Annotated in this window: 24 protein-coding genes; 18 read left to right on the top strand and 6 right to left on the bottom strand. The window is 52.6% G+C overall.

Going from position 1 to position 23,478, the window contains the following annotated elements:
- Positions 1–12: 12 nt before the first annotated feature.
- Positions 13–1,263: a chromate efflux transporter gene (gene chrA, locus ACLB09_RS07080; protein WP_410770047.1), complete on the bottom strand. Its 1,251-nt coding sequence runs from the start codon at positions 1,261–1,263 to the stop codon at positions 13–15.
- A gap of 279 nt (positions 1,264–1,542) precedes the next feature.
- Here chrA and ACLB09_RS07075 point away from each other — a divergent pair, with 279 nt between their 5' ends.
- From ACLB09_RS07075 to ACLB09_RS07040, 8 genes are all read left to right on the top strand, one after another.
- Positions 1,543–2,859: an MFS transporter gene (locus tag ACLB09_RS07075; RefSeq protein ID WP_410769103.1), complete on the top strand. Its 1,317-nt coding sequence runs from the start codon at positions 1,543–1,545 to the stop codon at positions 2,857–2,859.
- Between the two features lie 474 nt (positions 2,860–3,333).
- Positions 3,334–3,651, top strand: a complete 318-nt coding sequence (locus ACLB09_RS07070) for an ArsR/SmtB family transcription factor (RefSeq protein ID WP_410769102.1) — start codon at positions 3,334–3,336, stop codon at positions 3,649–3,651.
- Between the two features lie 19 nt (positions 3,652–3,670).
- Positions 3,671–4,963: an arsenic transporter gene (locus ACLB09_RS07065; RefSeq protein ID WP_410769101.1), complete on the top strand. Its 1,293-nt coding sequence runs from the start codon at positions 3,671–3,673 to the stop codon at positions 4,961–4,963.
- Between the two features lie 39 nt (positions 4,964–5,002).
- Positions 5,003–5,425, top strand: a complete 423-nt coding sequence (arsC, locus tag ACLB09_RS07060) for an arsenate reductase (thioredoxin) (protein ID WP_410769100.1) — start codon at positions 5,003–5,005, stop codon at positions 5,423–5,425.
- A 175-nt stretch (positions 5,426–5,600) separates the two neighbouring features.
- Positions 5,601–6,533 (top strand): Gfo/Idh/MocA family protein, encoded by a 933-nt coding sequence (locus ACLB09_RS07055; RefSeq protein ID WP_410769099.1) that lies wholly within the window; start codon positions 5,601–5,603, stop codon positions 6,531–6,533.
- Between the two features lie 120 nt (positions 6,534–6,653).
- Positions 6,654–7,550 carry a hypothetical protein gene (locus tag ACLB09_RS07050; RefSeq protein ID WP_410769098.1) on the top strand — a complete coding sequence of 299 codons (897 nt, stop codon included), beginning with the start codon at positions 6,654–6,656 and terminating at the stop codon, positions 7,548–7,550.
- Complete coding sequence (locus ACLB09_RS07045; RefSeq protein ID WP_410769097.1) at positions 7,547–8,107, top strand: hypothetical protein; 561 nt, start codon at positions 7,547–7,549, stop codon at positions 8,105–8,107. The genes ACLB09_RS07050 and ACLB09_RS07045 overlap by 4 nt, the downstream gene beginning before the upstream one ends.
- Positions 8,108–8,198: 91 nt before the next feature.
- Complete coding sequence (locus tag ACLB09_RS07040) at positions 8,199–9,131, top strand: hypothetical protein (RefSeq protein WP_410769096.1); 933 nt, start codon at positions 8,199–8,201, stop codon at positions 9,129–9,131.
- Between the two features lie 104 nt (positions 9,132–9,235).
- Here the strand turns inward: ACLB09_RS07040 and ACLB09_RS07035 are convergent, their stop codons facing one another.
- The 4 genes from ACLB09_RS07035 to ACLB09_RS07020 form a co-directional block, all read right to left on the bottom strand.
- Positions 9,236–10,423, bottom strand: coding sequence for an outer membrane protein assembly factor BamB family protein (locus ACLB09_RS07035; RefSeq protein ID WP_410769095.1), 1,188 nt, complete (start codon positions 10,421–10,423; stop codon positions 9,236–9,238).
- A gap of 65 nt (positions 10,424–10,488) precedes the next feature.
- Entirely contained in the window at positions 10,489–12,171 is a 1,683-nt protein-coding gene (locus ACLB09_RS07030; RefSeq protein WP_410769094.1) for an RNA polymerase sigma factor, read from the bottom strand.
- A gap of 50 nt (positions 12,172–12,221) precedes the next feature.
- Entirely contained in the window at positions 12,222–12,545 is a 324-nt protein-coding gene (locus ACLB09_RS07025; protein ID WP_410769093.1) for a hypothetical protein, read from the bottom strand.
- A gap of 42 nt (positions 12,546–12,587) precedes the next feature.
- The gene (locus ACLB09_RS07020) at positions 12,588–13,820 is read right to left on the bottom strand and encodes a multidrug effflux MFS transporter (protein WP_410769092.1); all 1,233 of its coding nucleotides are present in this window, start codon (positions 13,818–13,820) and stop codon (positions 12,588–12,590) included.
- A 146-nt stretch (positions 13,821–13,966) separates the two neighbouring features.
- Between ACLB09_RS07020 and ACLB09_RS07015 the strand changes: the two genes are divergently transcribed.
- The 6 genes from ACLB09_RS07015 to ACLB09_RS06990 all read left to right on the top strand — a co-directional run bounded on the left by ACLB09_RS07015 (position 13,967) and on the right by ACLB09_RS06990 (position 20,423).
- A complete protein-coding gene (locus tag ACLB09_RS07015; protein ID WP_410769091.1) occupies positions 13,967–15,655 on the top strand; it encodes a glycoside hydrolase family 13 protein in 1,689 nt (562 codons plus the stop codon).
- Positions 15,656–15,845: 190 nt separating this feature from the next.
- Complete coding sequence (locus tag ACLB09_RS07010; RefSeq protein WP_410769090.1) at positions 15,846–16,775, top strand: DUF7916 family protein; 930 nt, start codon at positions 15,846–15,848, stop codon at positions 16,773–16,775.
- A 5-nt stretch (positions 16,776–16,780) separates the two neighbouring features.
- The gene (locus ACLB09_RS07005; RefSeq protein WP_410769089.1) at positions 16,781–17,293 is read left to right on the top strand and encodes a metallophosphoesterase family protein; all 513 of its coding nucleotides are present in this window, start codon (positions 16,781–16,783) and stop codon (positions 17,291–17,293) included.
- Between the two features lie 297 nt (positions 17,294–17,590).
- Positions 17,591–18,664, top strand: coding sequence for an ABC transporter substrate-binding protein (locus ACLB09_RS07000; protein WP_410770046.1), 1,074 nt, complete (start codon positions 17,591–17,593; stop codon positions 18,662–18,664).
- 47 nt (positions 18,665–18,711) lie between these two features.
- On the top strand, positions 18,712–19,626 hold the full coding sequence (locus tag ACLB09_RS06995; RefSeq protein ID WP_410769088.1) for an ABC transporter permease: 915 nt from the start codon (positions 18,712–18,714) through the stop codon (positions 19,624–19,626).
- A complete protein-coding gene (locus ACLB09_RS06990) occupies positions 19,626–20,423 on the top strand; it encodes an ABC transporter ATP-binding protein (protein WP_410769087.1) in 798 nt (265 codons plus the stop codon). Before ACLB09_RS06995 ends, ACLB09_RS06990 begins: the two co-directional genes overlap by 1 nt.
- A 102-nt stretch (positions 20,424–20,525) precedes the next feature.
- On the opposite strand, the gene ACLB09_RS06985 is transcribed toward ACLB09_RS06990, so the two are convergent.
- Positions 20,526–20,882, bottom strand: coding sequence for a DUF2512 family protein (locus ACLB09_RS06985; protein ID WP_410769086.1), 357 nt, complete (start codon positions 20,880–20,882; stop codon positions 20,526–20,528).
- A gap of 151 nt (positions 20,883–21,033) precedes the next feature.
- Between ACLB09_RS06985 and ACLB09_RS06980 the strand changes: the two genes are divergently transcribed.
- From ACLB09_RS06980 to ACLB09_RS06965, 4 genes are read left to right on the top strand one after another with little or no spacing between them, the layout of a single operon-like run.
- Positions 21,034–21,954 carry an NAD(P)/FAD-dependent oxidoreductase gene (locus ACLB09_RS06980; RefSeq protein ID WP_410769085.1) on the top strand — a complete coding sequence of 307 codons (921 nt, stop codon included), beginning with the start codon at positions 21,034–21,036 and terminating at the stop codon, positions 21,952–21,954.
- Positions 21,955–21,971: 17 nt separating this feature from the next.
- On the top strand, positions 21,972–22,265 hold the full coding sequence (locus ACLB09_RS06975; RefSeq protein WP_410769084.1) for an antibiotic biosynthesis monooxygenase family protein: 294 nt from the start codon (positions 21,972–21,974) through the stop codon (positions 22,263–22,265).
- Positions 22,246–22,791, top strand: coding sequence for a GNAT family N-acetyltransferase (locus tag ACLB09_RS06970; RefSeq protein ID WP_410769083.1), 546 nt, complete (start codon positions 22,246–22,248; stop codon positions 22,789–22,791). The genes ACLB09_RS06975 and ACLB09_RS06970 overlap by 20 nt, the downstream gene beginning before the upstream one ends.
- Complete coding sequence (locus tag ACLB09_RS06965; RefSeq protein WP_410769082.1) at positions 22,788–23,396, top strand: TVP38/TMEM64 family protein; 609 nt, start codon at positions 22,788–22,790, stop codon at positions 23,394–23,396. The genes ACLB09_RS06970 and ACLB09_RS06965 overlap by 4 nt, the downstream gene beginning before the upstream one ends.
- Positions 23,397–23,478 lie beyond the last annotated feature (82 nt).

Here is a 23,478-nt window from a genome sequence, read left to right as displayed (position 1 = left end):
AACCGGATTATATTACGCGCCTAATTGCGGTAAGAGCATCCCGCCTGCGGCACCGGCAAGCACCGTCGTCCAAGGCGGCAGCTTCCACCAGGCCAGCATGGCGAACAACAGCAAGGCGAGCGTGAAATCGCCGACGGTCCGGACGGAACTCGTCCAAACCGGGTTGTACAGCGCCGCGAGCAGAATTCCAACGACGGCGGCATTGACGCCTTGGAGAGCCCTTTGGATGTTGGCGTTCCGGCAGAGGCGGCTCCAGAAGGGCAGCGCACCGACGATTAGCAGGAAAGCGGGCAGGAAGATGGCCACTATCGCGACCAAAGCGCCGGATAGGCCGTCTTTGACCGCTCCGAGATAAGCCGCGAATGTAAACAAAGGGCCGGGCATGGCCTGGACGAAGCCGTAGCCGGCGAGGAAGTCGGACTCGCCGACCCAGCCCGGCGGGACGACTTCGCTCTGCAGCAGCGGCAGAACCACATGCCCGCCGCCGAAGACGAGCGAGCCCGCGCGGTAGAAGCTGTCGATCAGCGGCAGCGCGCCGCCGCCCGCCTCGGGAAACCGCTGCGCGATTAGCGGCAGCAGGATGAGCAAGGCGGCGAACAGCGTCAGGCTGATCGCGGCGCCCCTGCGGCGGAGCGCTGGCAGCGGCGGCCTGGCAGCCGGGATGTCGGGCTCGCGGCTTGGCAAGCCGGGCGGAGCTTCCGCCTCCCGGCGATAGAGCCACAGCCCGGCTAGGGCCGCGGCGGCGATCGCCGCCACTTGGCCGAACGCGCCCGGCCATAGCAGCGTGAGCACCGCGGCGAGCACGGCGATCGCGGCGCGGCTGGGGCCGGCCGCCAGCTTGCGGCCCATGCTCCACACGGCCTGGGCGACGACCGCCACGGCGGTGAGCTTCAGGCCGTGCAGCCAGGCCGCGCCGCTGACGTCGCTGCCGCGCAGCGTAAGTGCGAACAGCGTCATCGCCGCGGCCGACGGCAACGTGAAGCCGATCCAGGCGGCGACGGCGCCGAGCAGGCCGCCCCGGGAGAGGCCGATGCCGATGCCGACCTGGCTGCTTGCCGGGCCGGGGAGGAACTGGCACAGCGCCACAAGCTCGGCGTAGTTTTTTTCATCGAGCCATTTGCGATTTTTTACATATTCATTGTGAAAGTAACCGAGATGTGCGATCGGGCCGCCGAACGAGGTGAGGCCCAGTTTGGCGGAAACCGAAAATATCTCGAGCAGTTGCCTGGGGCGTGAGCCTGGAGCCGGTGAAGATGACGAGATTGAATCTCTGCTTGACTTTGATTGTTTAGGTTGGTTTATTTCATGATCAAGGTCCGTGTTCAAATGGAGCACTCCTTTTCAGGCGATTTAAACTAAAAAGGTACATTAAATCACTGATATTTTATCATGAGATTATTAAAGTAGAGTTTGTTCACCGTTAAATTAATTACTTTAAATAAAGGAGCCGTTATGAGACCGATCTGAGTTTGAACTTTGCTTTCACTTCCTAATCCCGTCTACAAAGGGACTTATACAATTGAATAAGGAGCGAACAAAGTGATGTTCAAACGGTCTTTCTATTATTTATGGGGTTCGCAGACGTTGTCCAACACCGTCGACGTGCTCTATATTGTTGCGCTAACCACGTATGTGCTTAAAGTGACGGGTTCCGTCGTTTTTGCCACGCTGGTACCATTTTTGCGGGTGGCTTCACAATTGTTTAGCGGTCTGATTGCTCCGCTCATGATTGCACGGTATCGGCTGCCTTTCCTTCTAACTTTGTCGCAGTTCGGACAGTTTCTGCTATTTGTGCTGCTGGCCGGTTATCTGTCGCCGATGTTCGGCGGGGATGAACTCTTGCCTGTCTATGGGCTCATCGTCTGCATTTCATTCCTCGACGGCTGGACGACGCCGGCCCGGAATGCGCTGGTGCCGCGACTCGTATCCGATCAGGCACTGATGAAGGCGAACGGCCTGATCGCAACGACCGATCAGATCGTCCAGTTTGCGGGCTGGGCTATCAGCGGCTTACTTGTGGCGACGTTCGGATCTTTTCCGGTTCTGGTCGCCGTTGCGGTAGGTTATGGTTTAGCCATGGCGATCACGTTGCTGATCGAGGACCCGACCGAGCCGAAGCGACGCAGCCTTCGGGATGTGCGTACCGGTTTGGCTCCAATTACAGTAGCAGAGGTTGGAGAAGCTGATGAATTGAATCCGGCCGGGACGTTTAACCCACCATCCCGTTGGGATACTTTGAAGGAAGGTTGGGTCGCTTTATGGCGGTCCCCGCGCCTGCGTTCGCTGACGCTGATGGATATGACCGATATGCTGGGCGGGTCCGTTTGGGCCGGGGCTTTCATGCTGGTCTTCGTGAACGAGGTTCTGCTCAAAGACGAACAGTGGTGGGGATATATCAACGCCAGTTATTTTGCCGGTGCCGTTATAGGCGGAATACTTGTCGTAGCACTGGTGGAGCGGTTGGAAAAAAGAATCTTCCCGGCGATGCTACTCGGCATGCTTGGGTATGCTGTCTTGACGGTTTGGTTCGCACTGAACGATTTTGCGCCTCTAACCTTGCTGATCGTCCTACTAACCGGCCCGTTTACGGAGCTTGCCGCAGTCTCCAGACGGACCTTGATTCAGCGGAGTGCGGGTCCGGATTTGCTGCCAAAAGTGTTCTCGGCGCAAGCTACGCTTCTGAATACGGTATTCGGACTTTCGCTGCTGTTCATGAGCGGGGTGGCCGAGTGGTTCGGGATCGTCAATATGTACCTGTTCGCCGCAGCCATCAGCGTGTTGGCAGCTGGGGTAGGTTGGTTGAACCGGAGAGCATTTGCGGCGGAAGAGAGCGGAAACGAGCTTAGTGAAGCAGAGTAATTTTGACTAATCTTTGGAACGCGTTGAGGTCGGGGTTGAACATTAATCGTTAATCGCATCATCTTGGGGTCGTGGTCCGGGTTGCTCCCGGGCCGCGTATCCTAAGGGATGCTTTTTTTAATGGGCTTCGTTGAGGTTCAGAGGAGTATCGCGAATGTGTTTTGTCCTTAATGGATGGATTATTTAAAGAAATGTCCACCAGAGCGTGGACAATCTTTGTTGAAGATTTATGATTTATAATGAATTGAATCATCTATATATAGTGAGTTGATACGTTGCTTTGCCTGAATATAGATTTTTTCTCGACTTGAGTCAAATATTCCCGATGTCCACTTTTAGGTGGACAATTTCTTGTTTTTGTCCATTTATGGTGTACAAATGAAATGGAGTCAATGTTTAAAAATGGATTTATATAAGTGGTTGATTATATTTAGATGTGATTTTATAATAATTTTCAGAAAGGGGCGTGCAGGCATGGATGAAATGATTACGATTTTGAAGCTGTTGGCGGATAAGACAAGGCTTACGATTCTGGCGATTTTAAAAGACGGGGAACGCTGCGTTTGCGATCTCGTAGACGCTTTGCAAACGACGCAGCCGAATATCAGCCAGCATCTGCGCAAGCTGCGGGAAGCGGGACTCGTCAAGGAATCCCGGCGCGGACAGTGGTCTTACTATCTGCTCACGGTAGAAGACAAGCCTTATGTTCAAGCCGTGATGGACGCGGTGCCCGTCCCTGCAGAAGCTTTGAAGCCGATCAGTACCTGTGCTGACGGCGATTGTTGCAATTGACGGAAGAGGAGTTTTGAAGTTGGAGTACGTTGCGGGATTTATTTTTCTACTTACTTTGGTATTTGTCATCTGGCAGCCCAAAGGGCTCGGCATCGGGTGGTCCGCCATGGGCGGTGCGGTGCTGGCTCTGGCATTTGGCGTAGTGAGCTTTGGCGATGTGGGGGATGTAACGGCCATTGTCTGGAACGCTACACTAGCTTTCGTGGCGATTATCATCATTTCGATTTTGCTTGATGAAATCGGCTTTTTTGAGTGGTCGGCGCTGCATATGGCCCGATTGGCCGGTGGGAGCGGCAAGCGCATGTTCGTTTACGTGATTTTGCTTGGCGCGGCTGTGTCCGCTTTGTTTGCGAATGACGGTGCGGCCTTGATCTTGACGCCAATCGTGCTGGCGATGGTCCGGGCGCTACGATTCGATGACCGGATGGTGTTGCCGTTTATTATGGCGAGCGGTTTTATCGCGGATACGACTTCTCTGCCGCTTGTGGTGAGCAATCTGGTCAACATCGTCTCGGCCGATTTTTTTGGCATCGGATTCCTCGAATATGTAATCCGAATGTTTGTACCGAACCTAGTCTCGCTTGGCGCGAGTATGCTGGTATTGTACTTGTTCTTCCGTAAGCAGATCCCGGGGAATTATGATCTGACACAGCTAAAAAAACCGGAAGACGCCATCCGGGACCCGCGCATGTTCCGGTTGTCCTGGCTCATTCTCGGTCTGTTGCTGGTAGCTTATCTGTCCGCCGAATTCATCGGTATTCCGGTATCGTTGGCTGCCGGAGTCGTGGCGATATTCTTTATCATCGCGACCCGCCGCAGTCCGGCCGTCGAAACCCGGCGAGTGATCAAGGAAGCGCCTTGGTCGATCGTCGTTTTTTCCATCGGGATGTACGTAGTAGTGTACGGTTTGCGTAATGTCGGATTTACCGATCATCTGGGAGACGTGATTCAGTGGCTGGCCGATCAGGGCGTTTATGCCGCCACCGTCGGAATGGGCTTTATCGCCGCGATTCTATCGTCGGTTATGAACAATCTGCCTACCGTGATGATCGATGCGCTGGCTATTCATAGTACAAACACAGAAGGCCTGGTGCGGGAAGCGTTGGTTTACGCGAACGTCATCGGTTCCGACCTTGGTCCGAAAATCACGCCGATCGGTTCGCTGGCAACTTTGCTGTGGCTACATGTTCTGTCCCGGAAAGGGATCAAAATCACCTGGGGACGCTATTTTAAAACAGGAATTCTATTGACCGTACCTACGTTGTTCATTACGTTAACCGGACTTTATGTGTGGTTGATGATTATTTCTTAAGCAAACCATTAGATGAGATAGTGAGAGGAGAACATATATATGAACAAGAAGACCGTATACTTTCTTTGCACAGGCAACTCCTGCCGCAGTCAAATGGCGGACGGATTCCTGAAACAGCTGGGCGGCGACCGCTTTGAGGTGCTTAGCGCAGGACTCGAAGCACATGGCTTGAACCCCCGGGCGGTGCAAGTCATGGGCGAAGCTGGAATCGATATTAGCGAGCACCGCTCGGAGGTCATTGACCCCGCGATCCTGAACCGCGCCGATTATATCATTACACTCTGCGGCCATGCGGATGAACACTGCCCGGCCGTTTCCAACCCGACCGCCACCCGCTGGCACTGGGGCTTCGACGATCCCGCCAAAGCGACAGGCAATGAAGAGGAGATTATGGCGGAGTTCCGCCGGGTGCGCGACCAGATTCGGGAGCGGATGGAGAAGTTTGTGGCGGAGGGGAAGTAGTAGGTATATTGCAGACGTTTATCTGATTCAGATTAGCGTCTTTTTTGTTTTTATTGTCATCATAATCCCCCAAAGTTTACACCCACCCTCCCCTTATGCCACAATGGAATCAGCAAATGAAGAATTGTCATTTAAAGCGCTTCATATATAACTTAAGCAATAGGGAGGAAATACGATGAGAATCGGGATAATCGGTCTTGGAGATATCGCGCAAAAGGCATATTTGCCGGTGATTACGGCGCGGGAGGATGTTGAGCTTGGGTTTTGTACCCGGAACCGGGAGACGTTAGGTAGGTTGTCCGATAAGTATCGGGTTCGGGAAGCGGTGCGGACCGTGGACGAGTTGATCGCGTCGGGCATCGAGGCGGCGTTTATCCATACGTCGACGGAATCGCATGCCGGCATTGCGGAGCAGTTGATGCGCAGCGGGGTGCATGTGTACGTGGACAAGCCGATTTCCTATCATTATGAGGAAGCGGAGCGGCTTACGCTGCTGGCGGAAGAACTTGGCGTTATTTTGATGGTGGGCTTCAACCGGCGGTTCGCCCCGATGGTGGCGGCCATGAAAGAAAAGAATGACCGCCGGGTGGTTATGCTGCAAAAAAACCGTCTTTTCTCACCGGATTTTGCGCGCCGGTTTGTGTATGACGATTTCATTCATGTGATCGATACGATTCGTTTTCTGGCTCCCGCCGAAGTTGCGGAAACGCCGCAGATCATAACTTTCTCTCAGGAAGGGAAGTTATTTCACGCTCAGTTGCAGCTGCAAGGGAACGGCTTTTTTTGCACCGGAGTGATGAACCGGGATTCGGGGGCTAACGATGAAATTCTTGATGTGATGAACCCGGGGAATAAATGGGTCGTTGACGGATTGAATACGACTGCTCATTTTGCGGGCGGAAAAGAAACGGTGTTGAAATTCAACGATTGGGATCCGGTGCTGTACCGCCGCGGGTTCGTGCAAATCATCGACCACTTCCTGACCTGCGTCCGGGAAAACAAACAGCCGTCCATTTCGCCGAGGGACGCGCTGGAAAGCCACCGTTTATGCGAATTGGTGATTGCTCAAGCGGAAGAAAACGGCGCATTCCCATGGGAGAAACGGTAGGGTCTGGGCGTTCGTTTTAGCGGAAGAACAGGCAACTTTTATAATGCTGAAAGCGTTTATAGTGCGTAGCCTTCGTTCGTTTGTTCGAAGCGAGACTTCCAAATCATGAAAGGACATGCAATGAAACGAATTGTTTTTATCGTTGTGCTGGTATTGATCGCGGGAAGCTGGGGAGGAAATCTGTGGGTTTATTATAACTCCCAGCTTCCGGAGCCCCTGTTTTTTAAGCATTACATTGAAGTGGAAAATTCGCCGGGCTACACCTTCGACCTGAACTATCTGGAAAACAAATCAGCGAAAGTGAAGATTCAGTCGATCCGGATTCCGGAGCTTCCAAATGCGGTAGTGACGCCGATTCTCGTGCAAAACAGCTACGCTCATCAAAACCAGGGGACGATGCGGGTGCAGATCATGGATTATGATCTCTTGCAGCCGACGTTTCCCGAAAACGGACCGCTGGTGATTCACCGGGTCGAGGTAGTTTTTGACGATAATTCGGCCAAAGAGATGGAGATCGGCGAGATTCGGGTCTATAACGATTTTCAGCAAGGGGAGCTCCCGCTCGAAAGTATGTCCAGTGGATCTTCATCGGAAAGTACGGGATATACGCGGGTGAAGTTTACTAAGGATACCGTAATAACCGGGATATTCTCCGCCTTTTTGCCTGGTTTGGGTGATCGTATAACGGTGATTCTGGAAGCTCCAAGCATCAAGCATCTGGACCAAAGTGAGATCCAGTTCGGGAGCGAAACGACTTATAGCGGCGTAGCTCTGCCTCAAGTACCTTTTCCGTTAAATTTTAAAAAGGGGGATACGGCAACCTTAACTTATAAGTTCGATCTTCCATCGAATGTTGACGCCATGGTCAAAAGTGAAGTTTATCGGTTTCTGCTTAGAATGGAACTCAAGCTGGATAACGGCAAAGAGGCCGCATATCCGATTTTTGTCCAGAGTGACCCCTATTTATCACAGCGCGAAGTCGCCGCAATTGTGAAGGCCAGGAGGTCGGGATCATGAAAACCCTATTTTACCGCATCGGTTACGGAATGGCTTTTGTCATAATCAATATCCGGGTGGTCATCGATCTGATGCCCAATGTGATCGGTTATCTGATGATTCTGTCGGCGCTTTCCGGATTACGTAAGCAGGAAAAGAGCTTCAGAATGGGCGTTTGGGCTTCCGTTGCGCTAAGCATCATCTCGATTCCGCAGTTTTTTCGCGCACATGAACTGCATTTGAGCAATCCGGTGTTGTCCCTGAATGTCGATCTGGTGTTGAATTTGGCCGAAGCGGTACTGCAGTGGGTGCTCTTGTACAGCATTTGCGCAGGAAGCTTCAAGCTCGCCGCGATTCGCGGAAAAGGCGAATTGGCCGCATCCGTACGATTCCGGTGGTATTTTTATTTCGGGTGCTCGGCACTATACATGTTTTCCTATCCGTTCGTACTAAACGCGGAAGTGACCGGGTTGATTTTGATCAGCAGCTTGGCCACCGCGATCGCTTTCTTGATGATTCTCCTCGTCATCCGGCGGGTCGGTCGGGAATTGGCGGTTCCTTTTGAAATAAGTGCGTAAGTGCCATTACATGGCATGGCATAAACGGGAATGTTGTCTGCGGCGGGGTATCCGACAGCTAGTCATAAGCCGAAAAAGGGAGGAAACTTAGTTGTTCGAAAACCTGAATGAACGAATGGCCGAATTGAAGGAAAAAGGACGCCAAAAAGAAAAATGGGAACAGCGGCTGAAACAGCTGAAGCAGGAGGTTGCCTCGCTGGAGCATTCCAAAGAAATTGCGAGGAACAGGCTTGCGGCGGAAGAGAAGGACGTCGACCGGCTCACCGGGATGTCATTGTCCAACATGCTGTATACGATGCTCGGCAAAAAAATGGAGAAGCTGGACGAGGAGCAGCGGGAGGCGGTTGCGGCCCGGATTAAGTATGAAGAAGCGGATCGGGCGTTACAGGACGGGATTCAGCAGATCGGTCAGCTGGAACGGCAATTACAGGAAGTAAAGTATTGGAAAAATGATTATGACCGGATCTTCCAGGATAAAGAGAAGCAGATCCTTCAAGAAAATGAGGAACTGATGGATTTGGCGGAGCGGCAGGCGGTACTGACCGTAGAGGTCAAGGAACTGGAGGAAGCCGTCCGGGCAGGACAGTCGGTGCAGGACGACCTGGCGCGTGCGGAAGAGGGGCTTCAGTCGGCGCGCAATTGGGGCACTTACGATATGCTGGGCGGCGGCATGTTATCTACGCATATTAAACATAACCGTCTGGATGAAGCGATGGATCATATCTATGCGGCACAGAACAATCTGCGGCGGTTTGAAAAAGAACTGAAGGATGTAGGCGGAAGTTTCTCCGGCTCCGGATTGGAAGTGGGGGGACTGCTGAAATTCTCGGACTACTTCTTCGACGGACTGATCACCGACTGGCTCGTTCAGGGCCGGATTAAGGATGCTCTCGACCAGGTTCAAGGAAGGCAACACGAGATAAATTCTCTCGTTTCCGAGCTGCAATCCGCCCAGCGGCGGACGGAGGGCGAACTGGACACGGTTCGGAGGAAATATGTACAGACGGTAGAAATGTACCAGTAACGGACGGAGGCTTAGAACGAAATGACGGCGCGAGGATCAACTCCTTGGCACCGTCATTTTTTTATCTATTTTATTGGACAGCGGATTTTTAGTAATTTGTTAATTCAATGCAGCGCGTACAAGTAACCGTCAAGGGTGGCAAAAAAGACGACTCCGTCCGCGACGATCGGTGTGGAAAGGATCGGAGATTTCGTACCCTCAAACCGCCACAGTTCTTTTCCGCTATCCAGGTCGACCGCATAGAAGGCATCTCTCGCCTTGCCGCCATCGGTATAAGCGGAACCAAAGTACATGATCTGATCCGTAATTACAGGGGAGGCGAACACGCGGCTGTCCAGTTTGAAATCAAATTTGTGCTTGCCTGCCGCCCGATCAAAGACATGCACTACCTTCGAGTCGGAAGCTCCGATGACGACATGCTTGTCGCTGGCAGCCGCGGAGGAGACGACCCAGGAACCGCCCGGGGAAAGAAGGGTCCACTGGATATCGCCGGATTTGGCATCGAGGGCATAGACGTACTGATCGCGGGAGCCGAAATAAACCGTTCCATCTTTATAAGTCATGCTGGATTGTACCGGACCGAACTTGGCACTCCATAGCTTGGTCCCGGATTGCTGGTCCAGGGCTGCGACTTCGCCGCTCATATCCGCGATATAAATGGTTCCGCCTGCAATAGCCGCTTTGCCGTGCACGAAAGAAGCCGTCTCGGTTTCCCAGACGATAGAACCGTCTTGCCGCTGAATAGCGTAAAATCGCGGACCTTCGCCGCCGATATAGATGTAATCCCCGTCCACTGCCGGAGATCCGATATAATAATCCCATAAGTCCGGCAAACCTTCATCTTTGAGGCTGTCATCCAGTTTTTGAGCCCATTTCAGCTTACCGGTCTCCCGTTCCAAGGCATACAAAGTGGAGGTTGTATCGGTAAAGTATAGTTCATCCTCCACGACGGCCGCGGATGATCTGATTTTTCCGGGGAATTCGGCTTCCCAGGTAATTTTTCCGTCGTTGGCATCCACCGCATAAAACCGGCCTTCCTCGGAGCCGAAATACAGAGTACCCTCCGCCAGTACCGGTGAACTCTGAATATGCGCTTCCAGCTTGAGACTCCATTTTTCCCCGTTCAATTTGGGCAAACCTTTCGTTGCATAAACTCCTGTATTTGCCGCATCTCCCCGAAAGGGGGAAGAGCCTTGAAATTTTGGTGTCTTTTCAAAGTCGCAGCCGCCGACGGCCGCCGCAGTCAACAGAAGTATCGCACACCGGCACATCATCATTGCTTTTCTTTTCATTTTTTAACCCCTCCATGGAATAGAATCCTCTTACATACAATCTGATGCCATGGAGGGGAAGAATCTTACACCATTTCCGAATCGCACAATAATAAAAATATGGATTTCAGAATTTGCAGTCCTCGTACCTCATTCGCCTTAGCTTGTTCAAGAAACTGGAGTCCGGCTTCCTTGACTTTAGGCTCTTCCGGATATCCTCCGCCCGGAAAGGGAAAGAGCTTGCACATTTGGCGGAGCGCGTCGGCACTCCTTTTGTAAAATTCAGTAGCTTCGCCTGCCAGACTGCAAACCTCGAGCCCATAAACCTCCGGCCGGCCAGCAACCAGCTCAAGAAATCGAGCGGCGAAGGACCTGGCGTTAGCCGTACACCAAACCGTATAAGCGTGGGCAAGGGGATCGAGATGGCCCGAAGATAATATAGAGGCCCATGAATCGTAAGCAGCCAATCCCTGAATATAATCGGCATACGGAGTGCGCTCCCGTCCTTCGGCATGCGTGAGGATCATACCCAGGGCTCCACGCAGCGCTTCCTGCGCGTTCACGGCAAAGGGCGTGCCTAACGATATAGCGAACAAATCGGTACTCCATTCGCGGCCGAGCTGTTCATATCCGAGCTGAGTCTGCTCAAACAGACCCGTGACACGAAAGAGTCGCTGCTCATCATCATAGCCGTGGATGAGTGCAAAAAAAGGCAGTTGCACTCCCCAAACAATGACCGGCTGACCATGATCGATACTTTGATGAATGAACGAAAACGCCTCGACCAGCAATTCATGGGATTGCGGAACTCGGCTTCCGTCACCGATAGAACGACTGGCAAAGCCAAGGTTCAGCAACCCTCTTCCGAAAACGTTTCGCCAATGAAAAGCCGTAACACCGGCAAGGTCAACCCGGTCCCGGTGAACCTGGAGCCGGAAAGCCTGACCGGTAAGGCCCATGATTTCGGTCATCGTGTAATGGTTGAAGTCCGTATATTGCAGCGCATGTTGGACGCTTAGCGCGTAGGTGTCCCAGATTTCCCCGATAAAAACGCCTTGTTCCGGCAGCTGATATCGGATGCGGGAAGACGGGCTTGCGCCCCGACTTTGCAGGTAATTTTGCAGGTTGCTTTCATAGCGGGCCTGACTGATTTTTTTTCGTGTCCGGGACAAAATGGTGTAAATGTTGCTGGAGGAGGTAGAATAGATGGCTGCGATTTCTTGGGGAGAATAATGCTTGAAAAAATGGGCTTCGAACACTTCGCGCTCTTTGGTGCTAAGGCCCTGAAGCATTTCTCGAAGCATATCGTAGGTATCCAGCCGGAGAATCTCCCTTGCGGGGTCTAAGTTTTGCTGCAGCTCTTTGGCTGCATTTTTGGCCAGCGTGCCGAGAATAAATTCGATATGTTGAAAATCCTTGCCATCATTATCCCCGGTCTCGCTGACGTAGGAAGAGAAGGGGCGCTCTTTGGCGTAAGGACCTCCCCGCCTGACCTGCATCAGTGCCTGATTCGTAATGATACGGCGGAACCAGGGAACGAACTTTTCGATATGCTCCAGTGAAGCTAAGTAAGAAAAGGCGCTGATCAACCCTTCCTGAACGATGTCTTCGGCCAGGTGAGGGTCGTCAGCGATTTTGCGCGCCCAGTTCAGCGCTTGGCGGCGATGCCGTTCCATCAGCTTGTTGAAAGCATCCTGCTGCCCGGAACGCGCTAGCGCCACCAATTCCTGATCGGAAGGCGAATTATCGGATTTTTTTGAATGCGACACGAGGTCACCGCCTTTTCCCATAACCTATGAAGATGTAGTCAACCTCGAAGTCAGTCTTTCGCGTTCATTTTAAAATCTTTTAAAGATTCCAGTGCCGATTTGGTTTTGGGCTTGGCATAAGCCGGTCGCTGGGGAGAAGGTTTCTCCGGCATCAGTTCTTCGGTTCTTTGAAGCAGAACCTCCAGGTAGTAACGGTTTTCGTCAACGCGATCGAGGATCAAGGTCAGGGCCAGAAATACGACTCCGATCAAAAAACATTCAAGGAACAACAGAAATCCGGCTCCCCAAGCACCTTCAAATATGCCAAGGATCACGACGGCAAGTAAACCTCCGGCGATCGATAATATACCGATCCAATTGAGCAATTTTGACAAAGCCATCCCTCACTTCGATTCAGGTTAAGTGATTTATACCTATTAACCACGACGGCGCACAGGCATAACAAGGAAGACATAACACAGGACGGCGCCGACATCGGCGATGGCGATAACTAAGGCCATCGGCAATGCGGTTTGATCGCCGCCGAGGCCGACCAGCGGGGCGACCGCCGCGCCAAGAATATACGGCAGCAGGCCGAGAAGCGCGGAGGCGCTGCCCGCGGAGTCCTGCTGATTTTGCATGGCCAGCGTAAAGCTGGCGGTGCCGACGATTCCGACGCAGGACACGACAAAAAATAGCGGAATCAACACCGCGGCCAGCCCGCCGTCCAGCAAAATGCCGCCAAGCAGCACGAGCGAGGCCAGCGCGGCGAGTCCGATGCCGAACCGGAGCAGGGAAGATTCACTAATTCTTCCCGCAAGCCGCCCGGTAATCTGGCTGGCGAATATAATGCCGAGCCCGTTCATGGCGAAGATCAGGCTGAATGTCTGCTCCGAAACATGGAACAGATTTTGGAGCACGAAGGACGAACCTGAAATATAGCCGAACATCGCCGCCGAAATGAGACCTTGGCACAAGCAATAACCGATAAAGAGACGGTCGCGGGTCAGCCGGGAGAAGGTGGACAACGTTTCGTGAAAGCCGCCGCTTTGGCGTCGTTCCTTGGGCAACGTCTCCGGCAGTCCGAACAGGACGGAGAGAAGCATCAGGACGCCGATTACGGTGAGAACGGCGAATACGCCCCGCCAAGAGGTGAAGGTCAGGAGCTGACCGCCGAAGATCGGGGCAAGAATCGGAGCCGCGCCGTTGATCAGCATGAGCAGCGAAAAGAATTTGGTCAGCTCGGAGCCGGAATACATGTCCCGAACGACCGCGCGGGACAGAACGATGCCGGCGGAGCCGGACAGCCCCTGAATGAAGCGAAGCAAATTCAGGATGGCCGCATTCGGGGCGAAGACGCAGAGCACCGAGCTGATGGCGTAGGCGGCCATCGACACGATCAGCGGAGAGCGGCGCCCCCGCGTGTCGCTGAGCGGGCCGACGATGAGCTGCCCGAGCGCCAGTCCCAGCAGGCAGGCCGTGAGGCTAAGCTGGACCATCGGGGCGCTCGTGTTCAGGTCGTCCGCCATTTTGGGCAGGGCGGGCAAGTACATATCCAGCGAAAGCGGGCCGAAGGCGGACAAGCTGCCGAGAATTAGCGCAGCCTTTGTGCGGTTTGCGCGGGATTTTGGGGTTTGTGATGCTGTGATTTTATCTGCGGTAAGACTCATGATTGTTGTGATCCTTTCTTGAATAGATTTTTCAATTATACTACAAGCACGAGAAAACGGGCAGCGGGGTTTAGAATTTGCGAAACGTGCGGAAATCCTTGCTGATTCGGGTATGTTATAGATATGGAAAAAAGGAGGCATAGCAGATGAACCCGAAATGGTGGAAAGAGAGCGTGGTATATCAAATCTATCCGATCAGCTTTATGGACTCGAATGGCGACGGCATTGGAGATCTTCAAGGCATCATTTCCAAGTTGGATTATTTGCAGGACCTGGGCGTCGACGTGATCTGGGTATGTCCGATCTACAAATCCCCCAATCACGACAATGGATACGATATCAGCGATTATTGTGACATTATGGATGAATTCGGCACGATGGCGGATTTTGATTTGATGCTGAAGGAGATTCATCTACGGGGCATGAAACTGATGATGGACCTGGTCTTGAATCATACTTCGCATAAGCATGCCTGGTTTCTCGATTCCAGACGATCCAAGGACGATCCCAAGCGGGACTTCTACATATGGCGTAAAGGGAAAAACGGAGGTCCTCCAAATAACTGGGAATCCTACTTCAGCGGATCGGTGTGGGAATACGATCAAGAGACCGATGAATACTACCTTCATTTATATTCCAAATATCAACCCGATCTCAATTGGGAAAATCCGCAGGTCATCGAGAAGCTGCACGAGATGGTGGCGTGGTGGCTAAAAAAGGGCGTTGACGGTTTTCGCTTCGATGCCATTGCCCATATCGCCAAGCAGCAGGGGCTCCCCGACGCCGAAAACCCGCATAAAACGCCTACCGTCCGCGCCTACGAGATGTTCTCGAATTTGGATGACGTTCACACATTACTTCAGAATCTGTATGACAAAGTGTTGTATTTTTACGACATCATGACGGTTGGCGAGACCTCCGGGCTCGGGCCGGAACAGGCGCTGGATTATGTGGGGGACGGCCGCCGCGAGTTGAACATGACGTTCCAGTTCGAGCATATGTTCCTGGATGCCGCATCCGCAGGCAGCGGGAAATGGGATGTCGTACCCTGGAACCTGATCGAACTTAAGAAGATCATGAGCAATTGGCAGGTCGTGCTTCATAACCGGGGTTGGAATGCCAATTATTTATGCAATCATGATCAGCCGCGCTCGGTTTCCCGATTCGGCGATGATGTGGTGTGCCGGGTTCCGTCCGCCAAAATGCTCGCAACATTCATCCATACGCTGGAAGGGACGCCTTACATTTATCAGGGCGAGGAGATCGGCATGACGAATGTCGCCTTCGACTCCATCGATGAATACCGGGATGTCGAAACGCTGAACTATTATGAGGAAAAGCGGATGCTGGGAGTCCCCGAAGAGGAGATCATGAGGGCGGTCCACAAAAAGAGCCGGGACAATGCGCGGACGCCGATGCAGTGGGACGCTACCGAGAATGCGGGATTTACGACCGGAGATCCCTGGCTGAGCGTCAACTCCAACTATATGGAGATTAACGTCGTCCGGGCAGTCAAAGACCCGGATTCGATCTTTCATTACTATAAGAAACTGATCCAGCTGCGAAAAAAGCACAAAGTCATCGTCTACGGCGAATACAAGCTGCTGCTCCCGCTCCATGAGGAGATTTATGCGTATACCCGCACACTGGAAAATGAGCAGTTGCTGGTCATTTTGAATTTTTTCGGTCGTGAGCCGGTGTTCGAAATGCCTGAGGAAATGGATCCGCAAGGAATGGAACTGCTGATCTCCAATTTCGATCCAAAAAAAGGAGAGGACCTTACCCGCTTGAAGCTGCGCCCATACGAGGCGCGGGTATATCTGAAGCGACTGTAGGTCTGACCGGATAGGGCTGGGTGTCGGCGAGCCGGGCCTCTCATTGGAAATATCCAACGAAGTCCAGTCACTCTTTCCATGGTCACCGGCATTGGCCGGTGATAAACTGAAGGTACTGGAATTTGAACGACAATTGGAGTATAGAATTGAAGCAAATGGATGTAAACAAACAAAAAGGTGAGGTGAGCCAATGAAAAGAGTGCTGGACTGCCGGGCATCGGATTTCCGGCAGATGGGCCGCGAGGAATTGAAAGGAGCGATTCTGGCCGCGGAAGGAAGAACGGTCATGGCGGAGACGGTCGTCGTCTCGCAGCCGTTGCTGCCGGAGATCACGAATGCCGAACTGGCCAAGGCGTTCGGCGCGGATCTGATTTTGCTCAACGTGTTTGATGTGTTCCGGCCGGAAGTGAAAGGCATCGTTCCGTTCGATATGTTCTCTCCGTCCGGCGGTGCGGGATTCGAAGGCAACCCCGTTGCGGAGATCAAACGGTTGACCGGGCTGCCGGTCGGGATCAATCTCGAGCCGGTGGATGAATCGGCGGACGCGGTGGAATCTTTGAACAAGCTCCCGGAAGGTCGCCGTGCAACCGCCCGCAGCTTGGCGAAAGCGAAGGAGCTTGGTTGCGACTTCGTCTGCTTGACGGGTAACCCGAAGACCGGGGTTACCAACGCGCAGATTTTGCAAGCGATCGCAACCGCACAGCAGCAATTCGGCGGACTAATCATCGCCGGGAAAATGCATGGCGCCGGCACGCGCGGCCGCGTCATCGACCGGGAGGCCGCCGTCGCTTTTGCCGAGGCGGGCGCGGACATCGTGTTGTTCCCGGCTCCGGGAACCGTGCCGGGACTCCGCGAGGAGGAACTGGCGGAGATCATCGCCGAAGTGAAAGAAAGAGGCGCTTTGGCGTTGACGGCGATCGGCACCAGCCAGGAAGGCGCCGATGAAGGCACCGTACGTTCCATTGCGCTAAGCTCCAAGCGGGCGGGTGCCGACATCCAGCATATCGGCGATGCCGGATTTGCCGGCATGGCGGCGCCGGAGAACATTATGGCCTTGTCCATGGCGATCCGCGGCCGCAGGCATACCTATATCCGCATGGCCGCTTCGCCGTTGAGGTAGCGAGGATGCGGATCGGAGTCGTGTCGGATACGCACATGCCGCGAAAAGCAAAGAACCTGCCGCCGTTGCTGGTGAAGTATTTTCGGCGGACCGATTTAATCATTCATCTGGGGGACTGGACCTCGCTCGAGGTGCTGGAACAACTTTCCGCGCTGGCCCCCGTCGAGGGAGTTGCCGGCAACAATGATCCCGCCGAGGTGGTCCGAAGGTTCGGCTATCATAAAATAATCACGTTGGGCACAGGATCGCTGAAGCTCGGGCTGACCCACGGTTTTTTGCCTGAGGGAAGGGGAACCGCCAAGGAGAAGGCGCTGCGGACTTTTGCGGGCAAGACGCTGGACGGAATTTTGTTCGGACATTCCCACCAGCCGCTGTTGGAACGGAAGGATGGCCTCTTGTTATTCAACCCGGGTTCGCCGACCGATAAACGGAGACAACCGAAGTACTCTTTCGGAATCCTCGAACTAACGGCGACGGGGATTAAAGCGAAGCACCATTTTTTTGATTCCAAAGTGTAGGGCGCGAAAAAGCGCTTCTGTTTTCATATCCAATGTACAGGGTTCCATAACGGAACCCTTTTTGATTTGAATATTTAACACGTATTGTGAGGGTAGTCCGAAACCGCAAGAAAGCGATTGACGGATAATTGACCACCATTTAATATAGGAATAATACATCGCTAAGAGGGAGAAGCATATCTTTGCACCTTCTTGCTTTAATACTTTCATCGATAAAAGCGGTAACAGGATCATGCTTTCATGGCCTAAAATTTATGGGCCGCCTATTCAAAGGGAGAGGGGTTTTTAGAAATGAAAATGAAGAAAAAGCTAAGCATGTTTTTGGCGGTAACGGCTTTATTGGTCGGCGTGGTCGGATGCGGCAACAATTCGGCCAAAACGGCGAATTCCGATGCCGGCAACGGGGGAGACAAAACAAGTGCCTCGAATGCGGGAACGACCGAGAACACTCCGAAGGAATCCTACAAAATCGCGATTTCGCAGTATGTTGAGCACCCGTCCCTGGATGCCACGCGTGAAGGTTTCATGGCAGCCCTCAAGGATGCGGGCCTGATCGAGAAGGAAAATCTGACCGTCGATTATAGCAATGCGCAAGCTGACCCTACCAACAATATGTCGATCGCGCAAAAAATCGCCGGCGAAAAATACGATCTCGTACTGGCGATTGCGACACCTCCCGCTCAAGCGATTGTAGGACAAGTAAAAAATTCGCCCATCCTTTTCGCGGCGGTAACGGATCCGCTTGACGCGAAGCTGGTCGACAATCTCGACAAGCCGGGCGGCAATGTGTCGGGCGCTTCCGATACGAATCCGGAGGCGATTACGAAGCTGATGGACTTTATCGCCGGCAATTTCAAGGATGTAAAGAATGTCGGCGTCGTCATTAACCAAGGCGAGCCGAACGCCGTCATTATGACGGAGCACGCCGAAAAAGCGCTCGAAAAGCACGGCATCAAGCTGGTGAAAGCCTCGGTGACGAATACTTCGGAAGTGAAACAGGCTGCCGAATCCCTCGTCGGCCGGGTTGATGCGATTTATATTACTTTAGACAACACGGTGGTAGAGGCCGTCAATACGGTCATTAAAGTCGCTAATGATAACGACATTCCTTTCTTCTCCAGCGACCGGGATACCGTAGAGCACGGGGCATTTGCTACTGTAGGTTTCAAATATTATGACCATGGCTATCAAGTCGGACAAATGGCGGTCGAAGCCCTGAAGAACGGGAAAAATGTCGGAGATATGAAGGTAACGGTACCGGACAAACTGGACTTTATCCTCAATTTGAAGGCTGCCGCCGAGCAAGGGATTGAAGTGACCGACGCGATGAAAGATCAGGTTCAGGACAAGGAAAACAATCTGATCGAGTAGTCATGAGGTTAGCGGCCTTTCGGGCTTAATTTTAGGAGGTAATCATCATGATGAACTCGTTACTCGGTGCTCTCGAATCCGGTTTGTTGTACGCGCTGATGGCGCTGGGTGTATATATCACCTTCCGGATTCTGGACTTTCCGGATCTGACCGTGGACGGGAGTTTTACAACCGGCGGCGCTATCGCCGCCGTCATGATCACGGGCGGATCATCCCCTTGGCTGGCGACCATCGTCGCCATGATCGGCGGCATGGTTGCCGGAGCGGTTACAGGACTGCTTCATACGAAGGGAAAAATTAATGGACTCTTGTCCGGAATATTGATGATGATTGCGCTATACTCCGTCAATATGCGGATCATGGGGAAACCGAACGTCGGACTCCTTGGGGAAACGACGGTATTCAATTCGATTTCTCCGCTTTTGCTGATGCCGTTTATCGTAGTAATCGTGAAGCTGCTGCTGGATTTGTTTCTGCGCACGGAGTTAGGGCTGGCGTTGCGTGCCACCGGGGATAACCAACGGATGATCCGCAGCTTCGGCACGCACACCGACAATACCATTATCCTGGGGCTCAGCCTGTCTAACGGGCTTGTCGCGCTTTCCGGCGCGCTAATTGCTCAGCAATCGGGCTTTGCCGATATTTCCTCGGGGATCGGGATGATCGTCATTGGCCTGGCCTCGGTCATCATCGGGGAGGCTATATTCGGGGCGAGAACCGTGTTCTTCGCCACGCTGGCCGCAGTTTTGGGCTCAATCGTTTACCGTATTGTCGTAGCTTTGGCACTGCGCATCGAATGGCTGGAACAAACCGATTTGAAGCTGATTACGGCCGTCATTGTCGTGATTGCGCTGGTGCTGCCTTCCGTGCGGAGAACGTGGAAACAGAAAAACGTAGCCAAGAAGCGTTCCATGGAAATCAGTGCGTTGACCGATAGCAAGCAAGTAGGGGGTGGACTCTGATGCTGCAGCTTAGCCATGTATCCAAGTTGTTTCATCCCGGTTCCCCCGATGAGAAAATCGCGCTGATCGACGTGAATCTACATTTGCGGCCGGGCGATTTCGTGACTGTGATCGGCAGCAACGGGGCGGGAAAATCGACCTTGATGAACATGATCTCCGGTGTGATCAAACCCGACACCGGTGAAATCCGCATCGACGGTCATGAAATCAGCCATCTGCCCGAATACCGGCGCAGCCGCTGGATCGGCCGGGTATTTCAGGATCCGATGGCCGGGACCGCGCCGCACATGACGATCGAGGAGAACCTCGCCATGGCGTATTCCCGCGGCAAATCCCGCGGTTTTAACATCGGCGTCACCTCGAAGCGACGCGCTATGTTCCGCGAGGAGTTGGGCCGGCTCGGCATCGGGTTGGAAGGGCGCCTCAAGGCCAAGGTCGGAACCTTGTCGGGCGGGGAACGTCAGGCGCTCAGCCTGCTCATGGCGACGTTCACGGAGCCGCAAATTCTGCTGCTCGACGAACATACGGCAGCGTTGGATCCCGCCCGCGCGGAGCTCGTAACCCGGCTAACGCAAAATATCGTCAGCGAACTGAAGCTGACGACGCTCATGGTTACGCACAATATGGAGCAGGCGATCCGCCTGGGTAACCGTCTCATTATGATGGACGGCGGCCGCATTATCCTCGACGTGGATGAGAAGCGGAAACGCGATCTGACGATGGAAACGTTGATCGGCGAATTTGAGCGCATCAGCGGGCACAAGTTTGCCGATGACCGCGTGGTCCTTGGTTCGTAGCCAGAGCACAAAATATTCAATAAGCCTATCGGTAAACGGAAGCTTCCGTTTACCGATAGGCTTTTTTGCTTCTATACAAAGGGCTAACCAAAACCTTCCCTTTCATCGAACACGTACGCTGCGATCCCGGCGGATTCCATCCTTCAGCAGCCAATTATGGAACACGTATTCGAACAACATCAGAACCACGGCGATGGACAAGATTTCGCCCAGTGAAAGACTCCAGGCACCGTTTGCCGCGATAGCCCATATGAAGGCAAAGGCAAGTACCCCGTCGGTAAGTGTTGCGGCCAGATTATTGGTTCGCGGCAGGACAAACAGATCTCCTAACAAGTAAGCCAAGGCCGACAAGGCCACTGCGGTAAGAAGCGAACCGATAAAAGTGGCGTTGCTGAGAATCATCATCATGGCCATAATAATGACTCCGTTGCCGAGCAGCTTCACCAATATTTTATCCATGATTTCACCTCCTTTGAATTTGCCGCTTTGTGTTTAATATACACGTAGGCTCTCCCGGTTCATTACCTCGTATTCCCGATGTATGAAACCCTATAACCGGGATGAATAGTAAGAGCAAGGCGTAGTGAATTCAACGAGAGGAGTAAATGAGATGGTCTATGATTGTATCATTGTCGGCGGAGGGATCGCCGGACTGCAGGCAGCAATTCAATTAGGCAGATATGATTGTCATAAAGTACTGGTCATCGATGCGGGGAGTGGGAGATCAGCGGTCTGTCGCAATTACCGGAATGTTCTCGGGTTTCCCGACGGTATTTCCGGACCTGATTTGAGAGAGCGGGGAAGGCGGCAGGCCGAATCGCTGGGGATTATTTTTCAACAAGACAAAATCATGACGGCAGAGCGGACCTCAGAGGACGGGAACTTTAAATTAACGGGCAAAGACGGGATCGAGTATTATGCCAGAATCATGCTGCTTGCAACCGGAGTGACCGATCGTATCCCCGAGCTTCCCGGGCTTCAGGCCCTTTTAGGCTCTACGGTGTATATTTGTCCGGATTGCGACGGCCACGAAATACAAGGCAAACGGACCGTACTTATGGGAGCTGGCGATACAGGCGCGGAGATGGCGATGATTTTGATAGATCGGACAAAGGATTTGATTTATGTAAATCACGAATCGGCATCCATGTCGGCGGAAAATAGGGAAAAGTTAAAATCGTCAGGAGTGCGTTATGAATCCGGGGCCATTGCCGAAGTACGCGGAGACGATCAAACCGGGACTATAGAGGGAATTGTGATGGCGGATGGCCGCATCTTTGAGGCCGAACGGGGATTTGTCGCTTTTGGGGGCAACCGGGTTCATTCCGATTTGGCTAGACAGCTTGGTGTCCGCCTTAGTCATAACAAGCATATCGAAACCGATCCGCGCAGCAAAGAAAGCAATGTAAAAGGCCTGTTCGCGGCAGGAGATATAGGAATTCATGCAGAACAGGTTACCGTTGCCATGGGCGAAGGTTCCCTAGCTGCGATATGGATTCATAAAGCGCTTGGTCCGTGCTATAATCAGTAAACGAAGGGGATGATGAAATGATATTGGAGGTAGCCGAGCTGCAGGTAAAGCCCGGAATGATCAATGATTTTGAAAGTAATTTCCGCAAAGCTTCCAAAATCATTTCTCAAATGCGCGGGTACATAGACCATGAGCTGCACAAGTGCGTGGAAACGGCGGATAAATATATTTTACTCGTCAAATGGGACACGATTAAAGACCATGAAGTAGGCTTTAGAAAGTCGCCGCAATATGAAGAGTGGAAGGCATTGTTGCATCATTTTTATGATCCTTTCCCGAAGGTGGAACATTATGTTCAAATCCGAGATTGATGATTACACGATTGAAGATGCGGCAATTGCCGATTTGGACGCCATCGTGGCGATCTACAACGAGACGATTGCGGGACGGATGGTAACGGCCGACCTCGAACCGGTCACGGTGGAAAGCCGGTTGCGCTGGTTTGAAGAGCATACTCCGGATTCAAGACCATTATGGGTCATGAAATCACGGGGAGAGGTCGTTGCCTGGCTCAGCTTTCAATCTTTTTACGGAAGACCGGCCTATCAAGCGACCGCTGAGATCAGCATCTATATTTCAGGGGCTTACCGCTCCAAAGGCATTGGAAGCATCCTGTTGAAGAAGGCGGTCGAGCACTGCCCGTTTATCTCGGTAAAGACGCTGCTCGGCTTTGTGTTTGCCCATAATGAGCCAAGTCTTTCTTTACTCCGCAAATTCGGATTTGAAGAGTGGGCATTTTTGCCCCGGGTAGCGAATCTGGACGGGGTGGAACGCGACCTGGTGATTTTAGGGAAGAGAGTAGAACCGGAAGATGAGAATGGAGAAGAACTGCATTGAACGACTGGATTGAACAAATAACCGGGTGGCTGCTTGAAGTTACCCAGATCGACGGATTCTGGATTCTTCTGATCACGCTTCCGCTTGCATTGCTTCAGGGCATTGTCGGGGTATTTCCTTTCGCGACCCTCGTCATGTTGCATATTTCCGTACTTGGCGTAGCTAATGGACTGTTGGCCAGTTGGATCGCCGGTTCGGTGGCCGGAATGGCCGTTTATTTAATCAGCAAGTTCATGTTTTCCGACTGGTTTAACCGAAAATGGCTGTCCAAGCTGCAAAAATATGAACGCTGGCAAAAAAGCCTGGACCGGTACGGGGTTTGGGCCGTTATTTTTTTGCGTACGATACCGATCATGCCTAATAACCTCATTTCATTTATGTCCGCCGTATCCAATTTGAAGACGGTCTCCTATACCTGGTCCAACATTGTCGGTAATTTATCGAGCATTTGGTTGTTCGGAATTTTGAGCGCATCGATTGTTTTTCCGGGCATGGATCTCCGGTTGTTGATTCTGTCCTATGCCGGATTCTTGCTGGTGCTGTTGGGAATCTTTTTTATAAGACAACGGATGATGACGAAAAAAGACCGCGGCATGACCGCTTAAGCGAGTTGTTCTTCCCAATGAATTCTTCAAAAGCCGTATATTTGGGCTGCGCAAAGAACAAATTATGATCACGGGAACTTAT

The organism is Fontibacillus forbon (assembly GCF_046559655.1).
In the GTDB taxonomy this organism is placed as follows: Bacteria; Bacillota; Bacilli; order Paenibacillales; family Paenibacillaceae; genus Fontibacillus.
Note: the sequence above shows the minus strand (reverse complement) of the source record. Positions and strands in the feature narration are given on the sequence as shown.